At 61.1% G+C, this 22238-nt stretch carries 18 protein-coding genes; 11 read left to right on the forward strand and 7 right to left on the reverse strand.

What is annotated here, in order from left to right; all coding sequences use genetic code 11:
• Positions 1-109: 109 nt before the first annotated feature.
• Positions 110-535 carry a hypothetical protein gene (locus ACOSV0_RS19715; RefSeq protein ID WP_434107791.1) on the forward strand — a complete coding sequence of 142 codons (426 nt, stop codon included), beginning with the start codon at positions 110-112 and terminating at the stop codon, positions 533-535.
• Between the two features lie 294 nt (positions 536-829).
• Here the strand turns inward: ACOSV0_RS19715 and rpsU are convergent, their stop codons facing one another.
• Both rpsU and ACOSV0_RS19725 read right to left on the reverse strand, forming a co-directional pair.
• A complete protein-coding gene (gene rpsU / locus ACOSV0_RS19720) occupies positions 830-1042 on the reverse strand; it encodes a 30S ribosomal protein S21 (protein WP_006050883.1) in 213 nt (70 codons plus the stop codon).
• Between the two features lie 357 nt (positions 1043-1399).
• Positions 1400-2341 (reverse strand): aldo/keto reductase, encoded by a 942-nt coding sequence (locus ACOSV0_RS19725; protein ID WP_434107792.1) that lies wholly within the window; start codon positions 2339-2341, stop codon positions 1400-1402.
• 270 nt (positions 2342-2611) lie between these two features.
• On the opposite strand from ACOSV0_RS19725, the gene ACOSV0_RS19730 reads away from it, so the two are divergent.
• The 10 genes from ACOSV0_RS19730 (at position 2612) to ACOSV0_RS19775 (ending at position 13369) form a co-directional block, all read left to right on the forward strand.
• Positions 2612-3757 carry a flagellin gene (locus ACOSV0_RS19730; protein WP_434107793.1) on the forward strand — a complete coding sequence of 382 codons (1146 nt, stop codon included), beginning with the start codon at positions 2612-2614 and terminating at the stop codon, positions 3755-3757.
• 157 nt (positions 3758-3914) lie between these two features.
• Entirely contained in the window at positions 3915-5429 is a 1515-nt protein-coding gene (fliD, locus tag ACOSV0_RS19735; RefSeq protein ID WP_434107794.1) for a flagellar filament capping protein FliD, read from the forward strand.
• Positions 5430-5432: 3 nt separating this feature from the next.
• Positions 5433-5747, forward strand: a complete 315-nt coding sequence (gene fliT, locus ACOSV0_RS19740; protein WP_434107795.1) for a flagellar protein FliT — start codon at positions 5433-5435, stop codon at positions 5745-5747.
• A 263-nt stretch (positions 5748-6010) separates the two neighbouring features.
• The gene (locus ACOSV0_RS19745) at positions 6011-8362 is read left to right on the forward strand and encodes a tetratricopeptide repeat protein (protein WP_434107797.1); all 2352 of its coding nucleotides are present in this window, start codon (positions 6011-6013) and stop codon (positions 8360-8362) included.
• Between the two features lie 216 nt (positions 8363-8578).
• Positions 8579-9709: a DegT/DnrJ/EryC1/StrS family aminotransferase gene (locus ACOSV0_RS19750; protein ID WP_434107798.1), complete on the forward strand. Its 1131-nt coding sequence runs from the start codon at positions 8579-8581 to the stop codon at positions 9707-9709.
• Positions 9699-10409: a WbqC family protein gene (locus ACOSV0_RS19755; RefSeq protein ID WP_434107799.1), complete on the forward strand. Its 711-nt coding sequence runs from the start codon at positions 9699-9701 to the stop codon at positions 10407-10409. Before ACOSV0_RS19750 ends, ACOSV0_RS19755 begins: the two co-directional genes overlap by 11 nt.
• The gene (locus ACOSV0_RS19760; RefSeq protein WP_434107801.1) at positions 10406-11038 is read left to right on the forward strand and encodes a class I SAM-dependent methyltransferase; all 633 of its coding nucleotides are present in this window, start codon (positions 10406-10408) and stop codon (positions 11036-11038) included. Before ACOSV0_RS19755 ends, ACOSV0_RS19760 begins: the two co-directional genes overlap by 4 nt.
• Positions 11038-11697, forward strand: a complete 660-nt coding sequence (locus tag ACOSV0_RS19765) for an acetyltransferase (protein WP_434107802.1) — start codon at positions 11038-11040, stop codon at positions 11695-11697. Before ACOSV0_RS19760 ends, ACOSV0_RS19765 begins: the two co-directional genes overlap by 1 nt.
• Positions 11698-11705: 8 nt before the next feature.
• Positions 11706-12659, forward strand: a complete 954-nt coding sequence (locus ACOSV0_RS19770; RefSeq protein WP_434107804.1) for a hypothetical protein — start codon at positions 11706-11708, stop codon at positions 12657-12659.
• Between the two features lie 11 nt (positions 12660-12670).
• Positions 12671-13369, forward strand: a complete 699-nt coding sequence (locus tag ACOSV0_RS19775; RefSeq protein WP_434107805.1) for a phytanoyl-CoA dioxygenase family protein — start codon at positions 12671-12673, stop codon at positions 13367-13369.
• Between the two features lie 110 nt (positions 13370-13479).
• Here ACOSV0_RS19775 and ACOSV0_RS19780 read toward each other — a convergent pair whose 3' ends face one another.
• From ACOSV0_RS19780 to ACOSV0_RS19800, 5 genes are all read right to left on the reverse strand, one after another.
• Positions 13480-15858 carry a carbohydrate-binding family V/XII gene (locus ACOSV0_RS19780; protein WP_434107806.1) on the reverse strand — a complete coding sequence of 793 codons (2379 nt, stop codon included), beginning with the start codon at positions 15856-15858 and terminating at the stop codon, positions 13480-13482.
• An 88-nt stretch (positions 15859-15946) separates the two neighbouring features.
• On the reverse strand, positions 15947-17929 hold the full coding sequence (locus tag ACOSV0_RS19785) for an alkyl/aryl-sulfatase (RefSeq protein ID WP_434107807.1): 1983 nt from the start codon (positions 17927-17929) through the stop codon (positions 15947-15949).
• Positions 17930-18108: 179 nt separating this feature from the next.
• Entirely contained in the window at positions 18109-19077 is a 969-nt protein-coding gene (locus ACOSV0_RS19790) for a SphA family protein (RefSeq protein ID WP_434107808.1), read from the reverse strand.
• 98 nt (positions 19078-19175) lie between these two features.
• Positions 19176-20663 (reverse strand): DUF1254 domain-containing protein, encoded by a 1488-nt coding sequence (locus ACOSV0_RS19795; protein WP_434107810.1) that lies wholly within the window; start codon positions 20661-20663, stop codon positions 19176-19178.
• A 28-nt stretch (positions 20664-20691) separates the two neighbouring features.
• A complete protein-coding gene (locus ACOSV0_RS19800; RefSeq protein WP_434107811.1) occupies positions 20692-22107 on the reverse strand; it encodes a DUF1254 domain-containing protein in 1416 nt (471 codons plus the stop codon).
• Positions 22108-22238: the final 131 nt, after the last annotated feature.

A 22238-nucleotide genomic window follows, 5' to 3' on the forward strand; every position in this document is an offset into this window, starting at 1 on the left:
AGGCTTTTCGCCGTGCTAGTCCGGACTTCGTTAATCGACGCACGCCCGATACTGCCATTCATGCGCTCAAACAACGAATAGCCGCTGCGTAACGCATGGGAGACCAACCATGAAAACCCTTAACTTCCTGACGCATCAGGAGATTTTCGACCAGGCCGTAGACCATCTGCTTGGTCAGAAGCGCGCTGCCTTGCTGCCACGCGGCGGCGGCGCCTATCGCGGCTACTGCGGCGGCTGCCCCGTCGGCAACTTCATCAAGCCGCGCGACTACATGACTGCGATGGAAGGCGTTCCAGTGCGCTACATCGGCAAAGCGTCTATCGAGGTGCCCGCTTATATGGATGCCGGCATATCTGCGCTTAAGAAGGCCCTCCTGCGCGCCCGTCTCAATGTGTACGACCCAACCACGGTCACTCTGCTCAGTTGCCTGCAAAACGTGCACGACGTGTTCGGTACATGGGAATGGCACGAGCGTCTGAGCTCGATTGCCCGGCAATTCGGACTGTCTGCCGAGCGCCTGAAGAGTGCTGCGTAACGCAGTAACGCAGTAACGCAGTAACGCAGTAACGCAGTAACGCAGTAACGCAACCTCAGTGTAGCTGCGAGGGGCCTGCGTACTTGCTCATGTGTGACTTGTGCACGCATAAGCGCGTCGTACTGACCTGCTCCGGCCCGAAAATCAGCCAGAAACGCGTCGCACCTTGGTGCGAGCCGCCTGACACCCATCGCAACCCGGCACCAAAAAGCAAAACGGCGATGTGGCTTCTTTCGAAGCTCACACCGCCGTTCAGCATGCGAAATGCGCGTAATGCAGCGCGGAAAAGCGTGCTTAGTGCAGCTTTTTCGGCAGCATCTGGCTGCGCAGGCGCTTGTGCAGGCGCTTCACAGCAGCAGCCTTCTTGCGCTTACGTGCCGTAGTCGGCTTTTCGTACGATTGACGCTCACGCAGTTCAGCGATCAGGCCATTCTTTTCGATTGCGCGACGAAAGCGGCGAATCGCCACTTCGAACGGCTCGTTTTCTTTCAGAAGAATCGTCGTCATTTAATTCCTAACTCAATCACTTGATAGGGGTAAATTGCGTGGCGGATACCGCTCACGCGCCGGCCCTCCGGTCGTTCCGATTCATGGCCAGTAACAGGCAAACGCGGGCAGAACCCGGCCAAACCACGAATGAAACGAGAGGCATAACGGCCACGGAGGCCGGAAAAGAGAGGTGGGGAGTTCACCGCGGAACGCGGACAGACGTAATGCCGAAGCCACGCCTGTTGCTGTTTCGCCAACCTTTCATCAATAAAAAACATTGACGAAACAGGCAAAGATCTCAATTCACTCCCGATGATATCAGGAAACTCTCCATCCTACCAGGGGTTTAGCAATCGCGCCAGGTCCCTCGCGCGATCAGGCGCTCGCCTCGTCCAGTTCACGGATGTCGGTGCCGGTCAGCATCAGGCGAACGGCGGCGGCCAAGCTTTTGAGCTGGTCGACCGAGGTCGCGCTGGCAATTGGGGCCGTTACGCTCGGGCGGGCGATCAGCCATGCCAATGCGACGGTGGCCGGCGTGCTGCCGTGCCGCTCGGCGACCCGGTCGAGGGCATCCAGAATCCGCAAGCCACGCTCGTTCAGATATTTTTCGACCCGGCTGCCGCGCGTCTTGTTGACCAGATCGGCCTGCGAACGGTACTTCCCCGACAGAAAGCCGCTTGCAAGGCTCCAGTACACCACCACGCTGAGTTGATTGGCGAGCGCAACCGGTTCGGTCTCACGCTCGTATTCCGCGCGGTCGTACAGGTTGTACTCCGGCTGCAGCAACTGATACTCGGGCAGCCCGTGCTGGCGGGACACGGCGAGCGCCTCCTCGACGCGAGCACCGCTGTAGTTCGACGCGCCAATCACCCGCACCTTGCCCGCGTCGATCAGTTTCTGATACGCGCCGAGCGTTTCAACAAGGGGCGTTTCGGTATCGTCGTCGTGAGAAAAATAGACATCGATGTAGTCGGTCTGCAAGCGCCGTAGCGAATCTTCGACCGCCGCCTGAATGTTCGCCGCCGACAGACCCTTGCGTTGCGGATGCTTGGAAACCTTGGTGGCAAGCACGATCCTGTCGCGCTTGCCGCTCTGCCTGAACCATTTGCCGATGATGGTTTCCGATTCGCCGCCCTGGTTGCCCGGTGCCCACGCGGAATAGACATCCGCGGTATCGATAAAGTTGAGCCCCGCGTCGACAAATGCATCCAGGATCGAAAACGAAGTGGCTTCATCGGCGGTCCAGCCAAATACATTGCCGCCAAACATAAGCGGCGCGACCTCTAATTCGGAACGTCCAATCCGGCGCTTTTGCATGATTCCCCCAAGGGTTTGTCGCAAGAGAAAAAGAGAATACGCCGTCTTTTCAATACCTGCAGTGGACCTCCCGAACAAGGCTGCAAGCGGCTTACAGACAAGCGGCGGCCGAACCGGCCCGATAAACAATTGGGTCGCTATTGCACAAAGTTCCTCAAGTTTTTTTTAGATGCGCCGTCAACCTTCACTGAGGCGGCCAGCAATGAACGAGTGCTTTCCGCCGATGCCAACGTGGCGTATTGGGCTCAAGGCTTATTTAGGAGATTTTCCATGCTCGGAATCAATAGCAACATCAACTCGCTGGTTGCACAGCAAAACCTTAATGGCTCGCAAAGCGCCCTTTCGCAAGCCATCACCCGCCTGTCGTCGGGCAAGCGCATCAACAGCGCAGCTGACGATGCAGCAGGCCTGGCAATCTCGACGCGTATGCAAACGCAGATCAACGGCCTGAATCAGGGCGTGTCGAATGCGAATGACGGCGTGTCGATGATTCAAACCGCATCGAGCGCACTGTCGTCGCTGACCTCCAGCCTGCAACGTATCCGTCAGTTGGCCGTGCAAGCATCGACCGGTTCGCTGTCGGCGAGCGACCAGGCAGCACTGCAACAGGAAGTCGCAGCACAGATCTCGGAAGTGAACCGTATCGCGTCGCAAACGACGTACAACGGCACGAACATTCTGGACGGCTCGGCCGGCAACGTGACGTTCCAGGTCGGCGCAAACGTCGGCCAGACGATCAGCCTGAACCTGAGCCAGTCGATGTCGGCTGCGAAGATCGGCGGCGGCCTGGTGCAAACGGGTCAAACGGTCGGCACGATCGCCGTCAGCCTCGACGCATCGGGCGCGTACACCAGCTCGGGCGCTACGATCACGTCGATCAACGTGCTGTCGGATGGCAAGGGCGGTTACACGTTCACGGACCAGAACAACACGGCTATCACGTCGGGCGTGGCAACCGCAATCTTCAGCGCAGGTACGGGAACCGGCACCGGCACCGCCATCACTTCGCTGGCGCTGAATGCCGCGGCGCTTCCGACGACCGGCGCAGCTTCCACGGCTGCAGTGGCCTCCGTCGCCCAGATCAACGCGATCAACAACCCGCCGACGGTTTCGGGTCTGGACATCAGCACGGTCACCGGCGCGAACGAGGCAATGGTCTCCATCGACAACGCACTGCAGACCGTCAACAACCTGCAAGCTTCGTTGGGTGCCGCACAAAACCGCTTCACCGCAATCGCAACGTCGCAGCAAGCTGAGTCGACCGACCTGTCGTCGGCACAATCGCAAATCACGGACGCCAACTTCGCACAAGAAACGGCGAACCTGAGCAAGGCGCAAGTGCTGCAACAAGCTGGTATCTCGGTGTTGGCGCAAGCTAACTCGAACCCGCAGCAAGTTCTGAAGCTCCTGCAATAAGAGCTGACGCAGTAACGGAGATGCGCCACGCGCGAGTGCGGCGCATCTCCGGGTTTCAAACAACGGGAGGCATGCCTCCCGCTGTGCATTCCGATCACGAAGTGATGTAGCATCGCGCAGCACCCAACACTGATTTTTAGACGCCTGGAGCTTCCGCATGTCCTCGATCTCAAACACGTCTACCTCGGCGTCGACCGCCGCCGCCAACTCGGCGTTGCAGTCGGCCGCTCAATCGATCATCAGCGGCTCGACCGGTAATTCGTCGCTGGACGTGTCGACGCTCGTTACGGCACTCGTGAACGCGAAGACCGCAGGACAAACCGCGGCTCTGGCGGCACAACAAACCACGGACAACACCACGTTGTCCGCGTACGGTGCCCTGAGCTCCGCGCTGAGCGCGCTGCAGGCGAGCGTCGCGAATCTCGCCAACGGCACCACGCTGTCGACTTTCGCGGCAACCACCAGCGGCACCGGCCTGACGGCGACGGCAGGTGCGGGCGCGGTGGCCGGCACCTACTCGGTGGCGGTGACGCAGGTCGCCAGCTCGCAGGCCCTGTCGTCGGCAGCCTTCGGCGCCACGACACAACTGGGCACCGGCACGCTGACGGTTTCGCTCGGCGGCCAGTCGATGAACATCAGTGTCGACAGCACCAACAACACGCTCTCCGGCATTGCCGCCGCGATCAATGGCGGCACCGGCAATCCCGGCGTCACGGCGACCATCGTGACGGGTACGGATGGCGCCCACCTCGTGCTGCGCGCGTCGAATACTGGCGCAGCCAACGTGATCAACGTCTCGACCAGCAACATCACCTCCGACACCGGCCTGTCGAGCCTCGGCGTGACCTCGACCGCCAGCACCACGGGCGGCCAGTCGTCGTTCACGTCGGCGAATTCGAGCAACGCGTGGACGCAAAGCAGCGCTGCTCAGGACGCGGAATTCACGGTCGGCGGAATCGCCGCCAGCAGTGCAAGCAACTCGGTGACGAGCGCCATTTCCGGCGTCACGCTGAATCTGGCCGCCGCGTCTGCCGGCACCACGCAGACGCTGACCATTTCGCAGGACACCGCGGCGGAAAGCACCGCGATCAACAATTTCGTCAGCCTCTACAACACCGTCGTCACGACGATGTCGACGCTCACGTCATACAACTCCTCGTCCACGTCGCAAGGCGCGCTGCTGGGCGACTCGACCCTGCAGACCATCAAGAACACACTGGCCACGATCGTGGGCGGCTCGGTGGGCTCGGGCAGCACCGGCACCACGCTGGCATCGATCGGCATCACGCTGAAGGACGACCCGGCGGACGGCACGATGGTGGTCGACAGCACGAAGCTGAGCACCGCGCTGACGAGCAGCCCGGCAACCGTCGCCTCGCTCTTCAACTCGACCAACGGCATTGGCGAGCAGTTAAACACCAGCATCACCACCTTCACGCAGACCGGCGGCATCATCGATACGCGCAACACCGCGCTGAACGCCGACCTGAAGAGCATCACCACGCAGCAATCGGCACTCGCCGACTACACCGCGCAATTGACGAGCCAGTATCAGGCGCAATTCACCGCCCTGAACACGTTGATGGCGACGATGAACAACAATTCGCAGTACCTGACCGCCCTGTTCGGCGGTACCAATAGCGCCGGCGCACTGGCGACCAACAAGAGCTAAGCCATGGACCCGATCGAAATGAACCAGTCGGAGTTGGTCGAACGCCTGCTGTCGATCACGCGGGAAATCGAACAGGCCGCCTCACTCGCTGACTGGCCGGAAGCGGCCCGCCTGACCGAAGCGCGCTCGCCGCTGCTGATGTCGCTGTCGGCGGATCAGGAGCCGGCCGCGCTGGAGATGATCCGCCGGATCCAGGCCATCGACGCAGCGCTGCTCGCCGATGCGGAAACCACCCAGAACGAACTGCACACCGAATTCGAAGCGGCGATGGGGCGCACCAGGGCCGCCGGCGAATATCAACGAATGGCCCGACTGTAAGGGGCCCAGGGCCTGACTGACGGCAATTGCCCCGCCAAAAAGCGGCCGCATATCCCGCTTGACCCAACAATAAGAACTACGCGCTGAAGTAAGGGCGCGCTCGTTCCCTCAGCCCGCCTTGTGCGGGCTTTTTTCTTGCCTTCCGAATCTCCGCGTCCCACCCCATACGCCAAACAGGCGGCTTTTTCACCGTCAACTCCTCGCATCGGGAAGCTTTGCCTCGTCGCACAATTTCCGTCATAGACCATTTCCGCGCTGAAACCATGACTTTCCTGTACGAGCAGCCGACTACTGAACCCCTGACGCCCGAACAACAGCTCGAACAGGATATCGCGCTGGTATTGCAGACGGCGCTGGAGCATCACCACAAGGGTGAATTCGACGACGCGGAAGCACTGTATCGCGCCATCCTCGAGGCTAAGCCCGGTCACGCCGACGTCAGCTACAACCTCGGCGTACTATGCGTGCAAACCGCGCGGCCGGCGGATGCGCTGCCCCACTTCGAACTGGCACTCGGAGCAGCTCCACAAAATGGTCAGTACTGGATTGCCTACGTCAGCGCGCTGGTGGACGCCGGCGAAACGGCGGCAGCGTGGCTCGCGCTCGAGATAGGTCAGAAGCAGGGGCTGAAAGGGCCGGCTGTCGAGGGTCTGGTCGCGCGAATGGCCAACCCTGACGTCGTCATCCAGACGTTCCCTGCATCTACCGATCAGCAGACGCCGCAAGAGCAACGCGAGATATCCGTCAATCCGAACTCCGTTAAGACAGGTGGAGCTACCGATCGCAGCAAGTCCGGCATTGCCGCAGGACGCCGGGTGAGCCAGCAGGACTCGAGCCGCTTCACGACGCTCTACAACAAGGGCCGAGTGGCCGATGCGATCAAGCTCGCGCGTACGCTCACGCAACGCTTCCCGGCAGACGGCTTCTCCTGGCGCAGCCTTGGTATCGCTCTGCACCGTCTCGGCCAATACGATCAAGCCGTCGAACCCCTTCGCAAGGCCTCCGATCTCACGCCGGACGACCTCGAAAGCCGCACCGTGCTGGCCGATACGTTGCGCCTGAAGGGACAGAACGCCGAGGCGGAGCAGGAGTGCAGGGGTATCGTCGCCATCAATCCCGCCCATATCGAGGCACATCGGATCCTCGGGATGGTGCTAGTCGCACAAGGCCGAGCCCAGGACGGCCTGGCCAGCGCAGGCCGGGCCGTCGAACTGGCTCCGAATCAGAGCACCACGCATAGCACGCTCGGCGTGTTGCTGCTGGAGCAGGGCTTCATGGCAGAAGCCGAACAGTGTTTTCGCCGGGCCCTGCAAGCGGACCCGAAAGACGCCATCGCGCACGATAACTTTCTGTTCGCGCTGACCCACAACCCCAAGATCGATACCCAGACACTGCTTGCCGAACACGTCGAGTTCGCCGAGCGCCACGAGGCGCCTGTGCGGGCGCTCTGGCCGCGCCACTCGAACAATCGCACGCCTACCCGCCAGTTGAAAATCGGCCTGGTTTCAGGGGACTTGTTTCAGCACGCGGTCGCAACTTACCTACAGCCCGTTCTGGAGCATCTTTCTCGCGACGACAGTCTGTCTCTGCATGTTTACAGCAATCACCTCCGGGAAGACACCTATACGCAGACGCTGCGCGGTCTCGTGAAAACCTGGCAACAGATCCCTGGCATATCTGACGAACAGCTCGCAGAGAAGATTCATCAGGACCGTGTCGACATATTGATTGATCTTTCCGGCCACACAGGCCGCAACAGATTGTTGACGTTCGCTCGCAAACCCGCGCCGGTTCAGGCTAGCTGGATCGGTTACCCGGGCACGACCGGACTCAGCGCGGTCGACTACTATCTGGCGGATCCTTTCCTTGTGGCGGGTGAGAACCAAGAAGCACAATTCGTCGAAAAAATTGCCTATTTACCGGCCGTTGCACCGTTTCAGCCGCCCACAGCCTGTCCGCCGGTCAACTATCTACCCGCGCTCCATAACGGCTATATCACCTTTGGCAGCTTTAACCGGATTAACAAGCTACATCCCGAGGTGATCGCTCTGTGGGCTCAGTTACTGCACTCAGTTCCCAACGCACGCATGGTGGTTGGCGGCCTGCCGACGGGCAACGCCCAGGAAATGATTGTCGACTGGTTCGCTGCCGAAGGTATCGAGCGTGCACGGCTTGAGTTCCTACCGCGCTGCAATACGGCTGCCTATATGCAGCAGCACCACCGCGTCGATATCTGCCTCGACACGTTTCCCTATACAGGCGCCACAACTACGCTGCACGCACTGTGGATGGGCGTACCCACACTTAGTATCGAAGGCCATACGATCCCCAGCCGGGGAGGCGCGCAGTTGCTGGCGCACAGCGGACTAAAAGAGTTCGTCGCAGACGGCAAAGAACAGTTTTTGCAGAAAGGACAGTACTGGGCCGCAAACTTTGAAGCCCTCGCCGAGTTGCGCCTGGGCATGCGGGAACGTTGCGCGCAGTCACCCGTGTTTCGTCCGGAGATCATTGCGCAAGGACTCTCACGCGCGCTACGCACCATGTGGGAACGGTGGTGCGCCGGCGAGCCGCCCGCGCCTGTCGACGCCTGGTCGTGGCAGAAAAGCGCCCAGTAGAAACGCGTGCGACGGAGACCGAAAGCCGGCCGCTCCGTTGCCGCCTCCGTCAGAAGCATTCACTGGAATTGGCCCGCATTCAACCACCTGATTGACAGATCGAGCGCCATGCACCGGTGCCACACTCTCTTCAAGCTGGCCTGCTTCGCAAGCGCGGCAACAGCCCCCGGCAATCGGCCGGCAAGTTAAGTCTGGAGCGCCCCAATGAAAGGTCCAATGGATCAGCTAATCCCAGTCACGCAGCCATTCCTGCCGCCGCTGGATGAATTCCGCCCCTACCTTGAACAGATCTGGGCCAGCAAATGGGTCACGAATAACGGGCCGTTCCACGCGCGTCTCGAACAATCGCTGTGCGAGTACCTCGGTGTCGAACACCTTTCACTGTTTTCGAATGGCACGCTGGCGCTCATCACCGCCCTGCAGGCAATGAAAATAACCGGCGAAGTCATCACCACGCCGTTTAGTTTCGTGGCGACCACGCACGCGTTGCACTGGAACGGCATTCGTCCGGTATTCGCCGATATCGACCCGCACAACATGAATCTCGATCCGGCGAAGATCGAAGCCGCAATCACTCCGCAGACCACTGCGATCCTGCCCGTACACGTCTACGGCAATCCCTGCGCGGTCGAAGAAATCGGCCGGATCGCCGATAACTACGGCCTGCGGGTGCTCTATGACGCGGCGCACACGTTCGGCGTGCGCCAGGACGGCCGCTCGGTACTCGAATTCGGCGACATGTCCGTGCTGAGCTTTCACGGCACCAAGGTTTTCAACACGTTCGAAGGCGGCGCGATCATCTGCCAGGACGCCAAGACCAAGCGCCGCATCGACCATCTGAAGAACTTCGGTTTTGTGGACGAAGTAACGGTGGTCGGGCCGGGCATCAACGGCAAGATGAACGAGATCCAGGCCGCATTCGGCCTGTTGCAACTCGAGCACATCGACCACATTCTGGCCGAGCGCGCGAAAGTCGACGAGCGCTACCGGCTCGCTTTCCAGAACGTCAGAGGCTTGCGTCTGCTCGACGTTCCGAAAAATTGCACGCGCAACTACTCGTACTTTCCGGTTCGCGTAGGCAGCGAATTTCCGGTGAGCCGCGACGCGCTCTACGACGCATTGCGTGCACACAAAATCGCCGCGCGCCGTTATTTCTACCCGCTGATCAACGAGTTTCCGACCTATCGTGGACTGCCGTCCGCAGTGCCGGAAAATCTGCCGGTCGCCACCGCAGTCTCCCGTGAAGTGCTGTGCCTGCCGATTTTCCCGGGGCTCGACGTGCGCGTCCAGGATCAGGTCATCGATATCGTGCTCAGCGCCGCGGGACTGTCGCAACATGCAAGCTGATCGCCGGCTGGCCATCATGCAGCCGTATTTTTTCCCGTACCTCGGCTACTTTCAGTTGATGGCCGAGGTCGACACGTTCGTTATCTACGACGACGTCAATTTCATCAACCGCGGCTGGATCAATCGCAATCAGATTAATCTCCACGGTGCAGCGCATCTGTTCACCGTACCGCTCAAACAGGCCAGTCAGAACCGCCTGATTTGCGACATCGAGCTCGCCGACGACGTCACGTGGCGCGGCAAGATCGTCAAGACGATTCGCCAGGCATATGCGCGGTCGCCGCAGTTCGAGCGGGTTTTCCCACTCGTCGAACAGATCGTGCAGCATTCCGCCAGCAATCTTGGCGACTATCTGCGCCACAGTCTGACGGTTATGCGCGATCACCTCGGCCTCGCCACGCAACTCGTCGACACGTCGCGGCGCTACGAGAATCAGGAACTCAAAGCGCAAGCACGCATCATCGACATTTGCCGGCGCGAGCGGGCGAATACCTACATCAACGCGATCGGCGGCCTCGAACTGTATAACCGCAGCGATTTCGAGCAGCACGGCATGCAGTTGCGCTTCCTGAAACCGGCCTTGCCGCGCTACGCGCAAGCCGGCAAGGAATTCCTCGCGGGCCTCTCGATCATCGACGTTCTGATGTGCAACGACGCCGCGACTGTCACAGACATGCTGAAAGGTGGAACGCTGTCATGAGTGAGAACTATCACGCGCTCATCCGTCACTATGAGAGCTGTCTCGAGAAATTCGGCGACTCGCATCGTGGCGTGGACTGGCCGAACGAGGCTGACGCGGCCACGCGCTACCGGGTCATGCTCGATCTGGTGAAACCGGCGAACCTGCCCGCCACGCTGCTGGATTTTGGGTGCGGTGCGTCGCACCTCTATCAGTACATGCAGGAGCGGTCGATCGCCGGGCTCACGTATGCGGGTCTCGATGCATCGCAGGCTTTTTGCGATCTGTCGCGCAGCAAATATCCGGAAAACGAGTACCTGTGTCTCGACGTGCTGACCGCGCCGGAGCAACTCGGCCAGTTCGACTACATCGTGATGAACGGTGTGTTCACCGAAAAGCGCCAGCTTTCGTTCGACGACATGTTTGCCTTCCTTAAGCGCATGTTGAAGGTGGTTTTCAGCAAGGCGCGACGCGGTATCGCCTTTAACGTCATGTCCAAGCAGGTGGATTGGGAACGCGATGATCTGTTCCATCTGCCGATCGCCGAGCTGACCGATTTTGTCGTGAAGGAACTGTCCCGGCACTACGTCGTGCGTAACGACTATGGTTTGTACGAGTACACCACGTATATCTACAGGGAGCCCCAGTAATGGCTAACGTGCTCATTTTCGGTCTGAACGACTACGCGGAACTGGCGCATTACTACCTGGAACACGACTCCGCGCATCACGTCGCGGGGTTCTGTGTGAATCAGGCATACCTGCCGGAGGGCCGAACCTATAAAGGCCTTCCAGTGATCGCCTACGAAGAAGTGGAAGCCACGCATCCGCCCGCCGACTTCGAATTCTTCGCGCCGATGGCTCCCAAACATATGAATCGCGACCGTGAGCGCATTTTTCTCGGCATCAAGGAAAAAGGCTACCGGATGACGAGTTACGTCAGTTCGAAAGCCACGGTATTCGACAACGAAATCGGCGAGAACTGCTTCATCCTGGAAGACAACACACTTCAGCCGTTCACACGCATCGGCAACAATGTCGTGCTGTGGAGCGGCAATCACATCGGCCATCATGGTCAGATCGACGACCACGTCACGATGACGTCGCACGTCGTCATGTCGGGTCATTGCAAGATCGGCGCTTACAGTTTTCTGGGCGTCAACGCGACGCTGCGCGACGGCATCACGCTTGGCGAAGGTACCTTCGTCGCGATGGCGTCGGCTGTTGCGAAAAGTACGGAGCCCTGGTCCGTGTACAAAGGCAATCCCGCGCAAAAACTCGCGATGGCCAGCACGGACCTGAAGTTCTAGGAGGTTGGATGACAGCGATTCGCTGGCAAAAGCGCGGGCTCATCTATACGGTCGACGAACGTCTGCCGTGGGCACATTCGCATGCGCAGATTCCGACCGTAGCCGGCCTGAAGGACGACCTGCTGACGATCCTGTTCAGCAGTCGCGATGCGAAGAACCGCAGTTGGATCGCGCGGATGGATGTGCGCGCCGACGCGCCGGCCGAAATCGTCAAGGTCCATCCGGAGCCGCTGCTGCAACTGGGCAAAACCGGCACCTTCGACGACTGCGGGATGATGCCCTCCTGCGTGGTCGATCATGACGGCATCCGGTATCTGTACTACATCGGCTGGAACGTTCGCAACACCGTGCCGTACCACAACTCCGTCGGACTCGCGATCAGCGAGGACGGCGGCGAGCACTACCGCAGGCTATTCGAAGGTCCCGTCATGGACCGCACCGCCGAGGAGCCCTATTTCTGCGCGACGACCTGTGTGCGGGTGGAAAACGGCATCTGGCGCAACTGGTATCTATCGTGTACCGGCTGGGACCACATCGACGGCAAGCCTGAGCCGCGCTATCACCTGAAATATGCCGAGTCCCGCGACGGCATTCATTGGGAACGCCAGGGGCGCGTCGCGATCGACTACGCAAATGAAGGTGAAGGCGGCATCGTCCGGGCGTCGGTCTATCACGACGGCACGCGCTATCGCATGTGGTATTCGTACCGCCGGCAGCAGGGATACCGCGAAACGGCGGCCAACAGCTATCGCATCGGCTATGCCAAATCCGCCGACGGTCTCGTCTGGCAGCGGCTTGATGACCGCGCCGGCATAGATGTCAGCGCAGCAGGCTGGGATGCGTTCATGGTCGCCTATCCCGAGGTCGCGCAGATCGGTGACCGGCTCATGCTTTTTTATAACGGCAACGGCTTCGGGGCGACAGGCTTCGGGTACGCCGAGGCCGCATTCGACAATCAGTAAAGGTGGAAGGCATGCAGATCGTTGCCGGCAATTTTGCGGAATCAGGTTTTCTGATCGTTTCCGCGGCAGAAGCGCAAGCGCAGATCCGTAAGATCCAGACCCGGTTCGAAACGCGCTTTCTGACGCGCTTTAACGACAACCCGGTCCGCAATCGGAACATCATCAAGCTGCTGACCGAAGATATCGATCTAAAACGGTTCTTCTGTTCCGCCGAGCTCGTTGGCGCGCTGCACGAGTATCTGGGTCTTGCCGAGCCGGTGCAGACTGGACCGATCGTCTCGCACTACACCGCCAGCAACGCAACCGGCAACAACTACGGCCTGCCGTATCATCAGGATTGGCCCAGCATGGGGACATCGTCGAAAGCGGTGATTGCGTGGACGTCGATCTCCAACCTCGGCAAAGACGGTCCTGGCTTGCGAATCGTGCCGGGTAGTCATTTGAAGGGCTTGTGGCCCGGTACCCAGACCGACTCGGGCTACGTACTCGATCAACAGGAACTCGACGGTTACCTGGACGTGGAAATCGAAGCCGGCGATATTCTGTTCATGTCGCCCTATCTGGTGCATCGCACCCGGACCTCCAACTCGCCAAGCTGGAAATTATCGCTTTCGTGCCGTTTCGACGATTTCGCCTGCGAAACGTGGGCGAGCCGGAATTTCGTCAGCGCGTACCGGACGCAAGTTGACCGTCAGGTGTATTTGACCTGACGCGAATCGTAGCAGGGTGAGTGCAAGGCGCCCCGCGTGACCGGCCAACGTTACAGCGCAGTGCCGTCGCTGACCGGTGTCGTGGCCGTGTTGCCGTCAGGCGACGAGCCTCACCGCCTGAACCGCCCACCCCCACCGCCAAACCGCCTCTGCGCCTGCGGCTCAAACTGCCCGCTCGCCCGCGCATTCCCAAGGTCATGACCCTGCTTGAGCGAGTCGAGCCGCTGGGTCTGATTCGCGTTCGGCTGCACCGGCTGCCAGCCGTCGGCACTGTGCTGTTCCCAACCGCCGCCCTGATCATGCCGGTAGACGTTGCCATCGCTGCCCGCGTAGACATTGCCGTTATTCCACGCGACAGCGCGCCCCGTGTCCTTATTGCCCACGATGCCTTTCGTGCCCGCCTGGTGATCGCCTGAATACGCGTTGCCGGTCACGCCGGCTTCAGCCGCGCCGTAGCGTCCCGTCTGCGCGTTGTAGCCGGCGCGCTGCCGGCCCGCCGCATAATCGCCGGTACCTTCGTTGCCCGCCACGCCGCCGCGCGCCGCGCCGCTGCGTCCGGTCGATGGATTGCTGAACGAGCCTTGCCGTCCGGCCGCGAAGTTACCGTTGTACGCGTTCTCGACCGCACCGCGGCTCGCCTGAAAGTGGCCGCCGGTGTACGGATTGAAACCCGACGCGGCAGACCCCGCCCAGCTATTGCCGGTCCAGCCGTTCCAGCCACTCGCGTGGGTCACGGTGCCCTGCCCCCAGCGTCCGTAGATATTGGCCTGGTTGACGTTCGCGTATTGCCAGCTCCACGGACCACCGCCCCAATACGGCCCCCAGTACGGCGACGGCGCACCCCACGTGGCGCCGATCGCAAAGCCGAAGGCGAAGCCCACCGTGGTGCCGAGCGCGAAGCCCGCGCCGTAACCATAGGTGGCTGGATAGCCGTAGTAAACCTCGCCGACATACGGTGCGTACACGTAGCCGGTGCCGTACACGACGGTGCCGTCCGCATTGACGACCACGCCCATGTAGCCCGGCGTATAGCCGACCACCACCGTATCCGGCGTCGCCGAATAGACGTGGACGTAGGTCACGTAATGCACGGGCGAAGCCGCCGGAATCGCATAGATCGCGGCCGGCACGGTATCGGCGACATGCCATGGACCACTCGCCGCACTCGCCGTAAACCAGATCCCGTTGGCAACTGCGAAGAATTGCGAAGGCGCCGCCTGGATCACCGGAGTCGCCGTGTTCACCGCATACGACAACGACGTGCCCGCGATGCCGACGAACTTCGGCGCGCCGTCATAGACAACCTTCAGCGTCGTGGTCTTGCGCGACACGGTCGCGGTCTGCGGAATGGTTGCGGCGATCGCCGCTTCTTTCGCCTGCGGCGTGCCCGGCACGGACACGAGCGCGTTCGCGTGTGGATCGTCAGCCGCGATCTTTGCGAAGTCGGCGGGCAGGCTCTTGCCGTCGACGAAGGTCCAGGGTCCATTCAGGCCCGCTGCGGCAAACCAGCGGCCCGACAGCAGCAGGTAGTAATGGTTATCGCGCGGCTCGACAAAGAGCGCGTGATCGGCGTTCGTGACAGAAAGCAGATTCACTCCCTTCACCGGCTGCAGCGAAGGCTTGCCGTTCGTCACCACCAGCTCGGCCGGCTGCGCGGCGACCACCACGTCCGGCGCCCGCGCAGGCTTCTTGCCGTCGGCGGGTAACATCGGATCGGACTTCAGATTCGTTTGCGCCTTCTCCGCTGCGGCGATCAGCTCATGCAGCGGCGCGGTGTTCACGTGCCACGGACCGCCGAGCGATGTCGCGTCGTACCAGTAGCCCGCCACGTTCAGATGCAGCGTGCCGCTCACATCCTTGAGCAGCATCGCCCGCGTGTTGATCAGGCGTTGAAAGTGCGTGTCGCCGAACGCACGCCAGTTCGCGTCGCCGTCGACCAGAACGAGCAGCGTGGGGCGCTCCGCAAAGATGATGTTGGGTACATTGTTCTGCACCGCGAGACCGGGTTCGGCGCCTTCGTGCGTGCTGGCATAGCTGGCCTGCAGCTGTTCGAGCGAAGTGGTGAGTCCGTCTTTCGGTATGCGTGCCTGCAAGGCCGTTTTCACGCCGGAGGCAGCAGCGGGAGTAGCCGGCATGTCGACCTGGTCGATCACGATGTCGAGCAGTTGTACCGTCGAGCTGGTCTTGTCGATTTCCGCACGCGCCGTGAAATGTGCAACGCCGTAGTTCGGTGTGGCGCTCTTCGCGCCGACCGCGAAGGCGGCACGTCCTTCGATCCGGTTGCCTTGCCACACTTCCACCTGCGGCTGATACAGCTCGATGCGCTGCTGGGCGCTATCGAAGTCGCGTGGCCAGACGGTGGGTAAAGACTGCAACGCGGACTGCACCGCCGCCGCGGCGAGCGCTCGCGCAGGCGTGGCGAGCGTCACCGCCAGCGAGGTGCAGACGCCGGCGAGCAGCAACAAGGATCGCTTCATCGTGGTTTTCATGGCGCCGGGGTCCTTTGAGCAGATACATTGTTGATGCCGGGAACATCGATGCGGGCGGCCTGTAACCAGCCGCCCGCCATGCACACCGTTACGGCGTCACGATGTTGAACATCGGATTGAAGCTATCCAGCATGCTGAACAGTTCAGTCACCTTCTGCGAATCGCCGGCCACCTTGGCCTTACCCGACTGCGTTTCCTTGTCGAGCGTCTGGCCGCCCATCAACAACGACGCGAAGCCATCCTTGCTCATGGTCAGCGTGGCGTCCGCATTCGGCAGCGTCGCGTCCCGCGTATAGATCAGCACCGAATTGTGCAACTCGATTGCGTACTTTTCACCGTTGCCGAGATCCCAGTTGATCGTGGTGTGCTTGCCATCCGCCTTCGGGCCGTTCAGGCGAATGCCCATGTAGTCAAGCAGCAAGGACGGACTCATCGCGGCCACCGCGTCGGGCGTCACCGTGTTGACGCCAGGCACTTTCGGCACGCCGTTGCGCAATTCGTACGCGCCCATCAGATACTCGTTACGCCACGTCGGATTTTCGGTCTGATAGCCGAGTTGCTCGAGCGCGTCCGCTTCGAGATTGCGCGCCGCCTTGTTCTCGGGATCGGCGAACACCACCTTGTTCATCGCGGTGGCGACCCAGCGGTAGTTGCCTTGCTCGAAGTCCTGTTTGGCTTTCGTCATGACCGCATCCGCGCCGCCCATGTAGCGCACGAATTCCTTCGACTCTTCTTCCGGCGGCAGCGGATGCAGGTTCGCCGGATTCGAGTCGTACCAACCGAGATAACGCTGGTACACCGCTTTCGAGTCGTGATTCACCGAGCCGTAGTAGCCGCGGTTGTACCACTTCTTGCCGATGGAATCGGGCAGTTGAATCCGCTCGCCGATCTCCGTCATCGTGTAGCCCTCGTTCGCGAGCCGCAGCGACTGATCGTGCAGGTACTTGAACATGTCGCGCGTACCGGCGATATAGCTGACGGCCTGGTCCTGCCCCCACGTCGGCCACTGATGCTGCGAAATCACGACGTCGGTCTTGTCGCCATAACGCACGATCGCTTCGTTCAGCACCTTCCACCAGTTCGACGCATCGCGCACCTGCGCGCCACGCAGCGTGTACAGGTTATGCAGCGTGTGCGTGGTGTCTTCGGCCGTATCGAGCACCTTGAACTGCGGCATGTAGATCAGCATCTCCGACGGCGCTTCCGTGCCCGGCGCCATCTGGAATTCGAACTGCACGCCACCGATGGTGCGCGTCTCGCCCGTCTTGCTGATCGTGTCGGTCGGCGCAATCAGGCCGAGCGAGCCGAACGAGGTGGTCTTGCCGAGGCCTGCGTCGACCTGGCCGCGCGGACTGGCCGGCAGAAACGCGCCGTATTGATAGAGCGTACGGCGGCCCATCGCATTGCCGGCGAACACGTTTTCGCTGACAGCTTCGGCGAGGAAACCTTCCGGCGCGAGGATCTTCACCTTGCCGCTCTTCACGTCCGCTTCGTCGACCACGCCCTTCACGCCGCCGTAGTGATCCGCGTGGCTGTGCGTATAGATCACGGCCAGCACCGGTTTCTTCGGGCGATGCTGGTAGTACAGATCGAGCGCGGCACGCGCCGCCTCTTTGGTGACCAGCACGTCGATGACAATGATGCCGTCATCGCCCTCGACGATCGTCATGTTCGCCAGATCGAGCCCGCGCACCTGGTAGACATGATCGGTGACCTTGAACAGGCCGTTGAACATATTGAGCTGGGCGTTACGCCACAAGCTCGGGTTCACCGTGTCCGGCGCCTGGCCTTCCAGGAACTTGTACTTGTTCAGGCTCCAGCTAATGCCGCCGTCGTCGGTCTTGATCACGCCATTCGGGATAGTCGCGATGAAACCGCGTTGCGCGTCTTCGAAGTCCTGTTTATTGTCGAACGGCAGTTGCTTATAGACCTCGGCGTTTTCCTGCTTCGTGATGGCCGTCGCGTCTTTGTTCGGCGCGGCGGTTTGCGAAATGGCTACGTGTGACATGCAAAGCGTGGCAACAGCGACTGTGACAGCGGTGAGCCGCTGATAGCGTTTTTGTTTTTCCATCGTCATTCCTCGAATCAACAAGACATCGGCAAGTCATGCCGAACCAAACAACTCTGAATCGCGGCCCGTTTCAATCCGGCGTGCCTGCGGATGCCGGGCGCCCTGACCTCGACGGGCGAACCGGCACCAACGGAAATCCGCTCAGGCAAGCAACGACGGATCACCGGACGCATGCACCCTTACTGGAAGGTGGCACTGACCGACAGTTCCACCGCATTGCCCTTCGGCCGGTTGCTGACGTTGAACTCGTTGACCCAACGCAGCGACGCCGACACCGGTGTTTTCTGGACCTTGCCCGACCACGTGACCATCGGCCCGATACCCACCGAGTGCCCCTGATTTCCGCCGGTGACATCGGCCAGGCCGCCGCTGTCATGACCGAGCTGCTGGATATAGCCGCCCACTACGCCCAGGCCCCAGCCACCGAAGCGTTTGAGCGCCAAAAGGTCGAGCACGCTGACCGGCGCGTTGTGATAGTGCGTGTCGCTGTTAGCCGTGTAGAACCCGATGCCGTAGTTCACGGACAACTCGATCTCTTCTTTCGGGAACAACTTCGTATAGGCAACGGTTGGTGTGAAAGTCCACGTGTTCTGTCCGGCATTGGCAAGCCGGCTCGTGCTGTAGGCGCCGGTCGGCGCATAGATCTGCACGCTGAGCGCGATGTGGTCGGTCTTGGTCAGGTGATAGCCCGCCACGACCGGCGTGAAAAAGATGTCCGCGAACTGGGTGTTGTGATCGTTCGGCAAGCGGCCGTGGAACGACGAGATGTCGGTGTACTGGAGCGGCACGCCGAACGAAGACGCGAAGTTCCAGCCGCCTACCGTGATGCCCCATGTCTTGACCGCGTTGACGATGGTGTAAACCACCGTCGCGTCGACGCCGGCCGTGATCTTGCCGGCAATAGGAATCGTCTTGCTCGCGCCTAGCGAACCTTCGTAATAGATGGTGGTGGCCGACACGATCCAGTCGTCGGTGGGAGGCACGACACCGGCGTACGGTGTGATCTGCTGACCGGTAATCGGCCTGCCGATACCGCCTTCAGTAGCCCACCCTTGCTGGGAGGCACCCAGGCCGGCGGTGGTAAGAAGCGCACCCGTGCACAACCTCGCGAGTGACCGGCTTGCGGACAAACGGCTTGGGCGACTCATAGTCATCCTCATAAATTTGAATTCCCGCATTCTCACTCTGCGAGACAAGGTGTGAACGGACTGCGGCCGCAGGCCGCACGCATACACAACGGCACGTTTCACGGTTCGCGCTTGACCGGCGGCGGCGTCCAGCTGCCGTCAAGTGCCGGTTGCTGCGGCCAATAGGCGCGTACGTACAGCGAGAACGCTTCATTGGCCGGCGCCGGCAGCCAGTTGGCGAGTTTGTCGTCGGCTGGGCTCGTGTTCTGCACGTAGAGCGTCAGCGAACCGTCGGCATTGAACTTCAGGTCTTTGTTCTTGGTGCCGAGCGAGTAGCGGTTCTGCGCATTGGGCGAAAAGAAGTGATGCGAGTTGTATAGGGTCAGCGACCAGAAGCCTTTGACCGGTGGCAAGCTATCTTTGGCAAACGTCACCGTGTAGTGCGCATTGCCGTCGAGACGCTGACCGGACGCGTCGGCATCGGCGTAGAAATACTTCGTCTCATTCGGCTTGTTGACGAAGATGTTCGACTTCGCCACCGCCGTGCGCGTGAAGTAGTCCGTGCCGAATGCGGCGCCGTTACTGATGGTGTTCCAGTTGGCGGGGAGCCGCTTGCCGAAGGTATTGAAGTTGAACAGCGGCGTGACCAGTTCCGCCTCGGCCTTGACTGCTTCGTCGACAATCGCGGCCTTGATCGCCGGATCCTTCTGCGCCGCCGCGATCAGCGCACGCGCCTGCGCGTAGAGCGCTTCTTCGCCGCGTAGCGGCGGCGTCTCGTCGAGCACCGTAGGCAATCCGTCCCAGAACCGGTTCGGATCGACCCACTTGATCTCTCCGGCATTGCCGCTCGCGGCGCCGCCGGTTGGACCGAAGCTCGGCAGTGTCGACCAGTCGGTCTCCTTGACCTTGCCGTCGTACTCGGCGAGCGGATACAGGTCGACCTTCGCAATCACCGACTGCACGGCCACGCGATCTTCAGGCGTGTCGTCCATGAAAATGCGCGGGATGAAGCTGCCGACACCGGTCGACGAGCGGAACACCTGGCGGATACCCTTCGGCACCTGGCCGTGCCAGTCAGCACCCGCGAGCAGATAGAAGCCCGGACGCGTGCCGTACATCTTGCCGAGACTCGCGAAGCCGTCGGTACGGAGATCGACGGCCTGATAAACCCAGAAGCGTTTGCCGAAATCAGGCACCTGCACGACCACCGGCGTCTGGTTCAGATCGAGAATCGCAGAGCCGTAGACCACGTCCTGATTCGGACATGCGACAAATCGCTCCTGCGGCTGGATATAGTCGCGCAGCATCGACAGGTGATTGGGCGGCGCGACCGGTACGATGCCGCCGTTCAGACCCGGCCGCGGCACCTGCTTCATGGCCAGCAGGCGGCCGTAGACGTTCACCATCGGCCACGCCCAGAAGTAGGTCTGGCGCGCGACAAGTCGTGCATATTCCTCGGAGATCGCATAGCCGGCCACCGGCCCGGCGACCGACGCCGTGGTGGCCGTTGCATTGACCGACTGATCCTGCTGCGGCTTCGCCAGAATGGGGGAAGCGACCGACGCCAGCACGGCAGCCGTGACCCACGTCGCGGTTTTCTTATTCATATTGCTCTCGGGCTCGTTCATGCGCGGCTTAACGCTTTTGCGGCTCGGGGAATTTCCAGCTGCCGTCGAGCACGGTCTGGTCGGGGCCGTAGATCCGCATGACCAGGTTGTATGCGCCTGCGGGTGCCGGCAGCCAGTTCGAGACCTCGCCGGTGTCCGGCGACGTGTTCTGCACGTAAATATCCAGCGAGCCGTCAGCGCCGTACTTCAGGCCTTTGGTACGATCGCCGATCGAGTAACGGCTGATCGGATTCGCGACCAGATGACGGGCGGGCAAGTCGTAAAGCGTCATCGACCAGAAGAACCTGGCGGGCGGCAGGTCCTTCCTGTCGAAGTGCAACACGTAGGGTTGTGAGCCGAGCAACGGCTGCTGTTCCGCATTGACGTGGGTGCCGACGTACACCGCTTCTTCCTTGGTGTTGCCGTAAATACCCATCGCGGCGGCAACCGCGCGCGTGGTGTAGTCGTCTTTCAACTCCGCGCGACTGCCGAACAGGTTGAACGAACTGGTGGTGTGCTTTTCGGCGTCGGTCAAGGCGGCTTTGCCGTCGGCGACACCCGCTTCGAGTGCGGCGCGGGTTTCCAGCGGCAAGGCAGCCGGGTCGAACGGCGCGCCCGGCGCAATGCCGATCGTCGAGAAACGCGCCAACAATTCCTTCTCCGACGGCGCGGGCGGTTGCGTGAACTGCAGCAGGAAGTTCAGATAGGCGATGAAGTCGACCGAGGTCGCCTTCGCTTCATCCCACTTCGGAAAGTCGAGCTTCGCAACGGGTGGCGGGGCCGCCGTATGCTCGAAGGCAGACAACGGCGCGAGCTTGTATTGTTTCTGGATCGCCTGAACGTTTTTCACGTCACTCGCGCCGTCGAGCGCCGTGCGGCCAAGCGTCAGGATCAGGTCTGTCTCGGAGCGAAACACCTTGTCGATGCCCTTGGGCGTATCGCCGTGCCAGTTCGGTCCGGCGAACAGATAGTGCCCCGCGCCGTTGCCCGTGGCGCGCGAACCGACGTACGCGAAGTTGTACGTGAACAGGTCGATCCACTGGAACACGTAGTAGCGCTCTTTCGGCACCGCGGGCACCGTCAGTACCCACGGTTCGCGACGCAGATCGAGCCATGCCCACGAGTAAGGCGTGTCGTTGTTCGGCGTGACGATTTCCTTGTTCTCGGGGCCGTACGGTTGCGAGTAGTGACGGAATGTGCCGAAACCGCCCACATAAGACTTCGAGCTGGAATCGAGTGCCTGCTGATACAGGGTCTTGTAGTTGAACAGCATGGGATACGCGTACAGATACGCATCCCTGGCGATGGCGCGTGCTTCGTCAGGAGATGCGGTGACGGTTGCCGAAGCTGCCGCGGTCTGAGCCGCAGCTTGCGTGTCCAGCAACGCCGTCAGCGACAGGCCCGCGACGATCACGCCGATTTGCAGGTGTTTGAGAAATGTCATCTCTGCGTTCTCTCAGGGTCTGGCCTATTTATTGAACGAGGCTGCCGGGTTGTTGCTTTTATTGGCATCGTCTGCAGATACCTGAGCGTACGGTGGCGACGGCGCCACAAAGGTGAGGCATATCGTCGCCA

The organism is Paraburkholderia caffeinilytica, assembly GCF_051027425.1.
Lineage (GTDB): Bacteria > Pseudomonadota > Gammaproteobacteria > Burkholderiales > Burkholderiaceae > Paraburkholderia > Paraburkholderia caffeinilytica_A.

What these genes read in the sequence shown, in the direction of transcription:
- fliD (WP_434107794.1), top strand. Translation starts at nt 3,915, where the DNA reads ATGTCCTCGATCTCAAACACGTCTACCTCGGCGTCGACCGCCGCCGCC.
- ACOSV0_RS19730 (WP_434107793.1), top strand. Translation starts at nt 2,612, where the DNA reads ATGCTCGGAATCAATAGCAACATCAACTCGCTGGTTGCACAGCAAAAC.
- ACOSV0_RS19725 (WP_434107792.1), bottom strand. Translation starts at nt 2,341, where the DNA reads ATGCAAAAGCGCCGGATTGGACGTTCCGAATTAGAGGTCGCGCCGCTT.
- ACOSV0_RS19765 (WP_434107802.1), top strand. Translation starts at nt 11,038, where the DNA reads ATGGCTAACGTGCTCATTTTCGGTCTGAACGACTACGCGGAACTGGCG.
- ACOSV0_RS19780 (WP_434107806.1), bottom strand. Translation starts at nt 15,858, where the DNA reads ATGAAAACCACGATGAAGCGATCCTTGTTGCTGCTCGCCGGCGTCTGC.
- ACOSV0_RS19760 (WP_434107801.1), top strand. Translation starts at nt 10,406, where the DNA reads ATGAGTGAGAACTATCACGCGCTCATCCGTCACTATGAGAGCTGTCTC.
- ACOSV0_RS19770 (WP_434107804.1), top strand. Translation starts at nt 11,706, where the DNA reads ATGACAGCGATTCGCTGGCAAAAGCGCGGGCTCATCTATACGGTCGAC.
- fliT (WP_434107795.1), top strand. Translation starts at nt 5,433, where the DNA reads ATGGACCCGATCGAAATGAACCAGTCGGAGTTGGTCGAACGCCTGCTG.
- rpsU (WP_006050883.1), bottom strand. Translation starts at nt 1,042, where the DNA reads ATGACGACGATTCTTCTGAAAGAAAACGAGCCGTTCGAAGTGGCGATT.
- ACOSV0_RS19795 (WP_434107810.1), bottom strand. Translation starts at nt 20,663, where the DNA reads ATGAATAAGAAAACCGCGACGTGGGTCACGGCTGCCGTGCTGGCGTCG.
- ACOSV0_RS19755 (WP_434107799.1), top strand. Translation starts at nt 9,699, where the DNA reads ATGCAAGCTGATCGCCGGCTGGCCATCATGCAGCCGTATTTTTTCCCG.
- ACOSV0_RS19750 (WP_434107798.1), top strand. Translation starts at nt 8,579, where the DNA reads ATGGATCAGCTAATCCCAGTCACGCAGCCATTCCTGCCGCCGCTGGAT.
- ACOSV0_RS19790 (WP_434107808.1), bottom strand. Translation starts at nt 19,077, where the DNA reads ATGAGTCGCCCAAGCCGTTTGTCCGCAAGCCGGTCACTCGCGAGGTTG.
- ACOSV0_RS19800 (WP_434107811.1), bottom strand. Translation starts at nt 22,107, where the DNA reads ATGACATTTCTCAAACACCTGCAAATCGGCGTGATCGTCGCGGGCCTG.
- ACOSV0_RS19745 (WP_434107797.1), top strand. Translation starts at nt 6,011, where the DNA reads ATGACTTTCCTGTACGAGCAGCCGACTACTGAACCCCTGACGCCCGAA.
- ACOSV0_RS19775 (WP_434107805.1), top strand. Translation starts at nt 12,671, where the DNA reads ATGCAGATCGTTGCCGGCAATTTTGCGGAATCAGGTTTTCTGATCGTT.
- ACOSV0_RS19785 (WP_434107807.1), bottom strand. Translation starts at nt 17,929, where the DNA reads ATGGAAAAACAAAAACGCTATCAGCGGCTCACCGCTGTCACAGTCGCT.
- ACOSV0_RS19715 (WP_434107791.1), top strand. Translation starts at nt 110, where the DNA reads ATGAAAACCCTTAACTTCCTGACGCATCAGGAGATTTTCGACCAGGCC.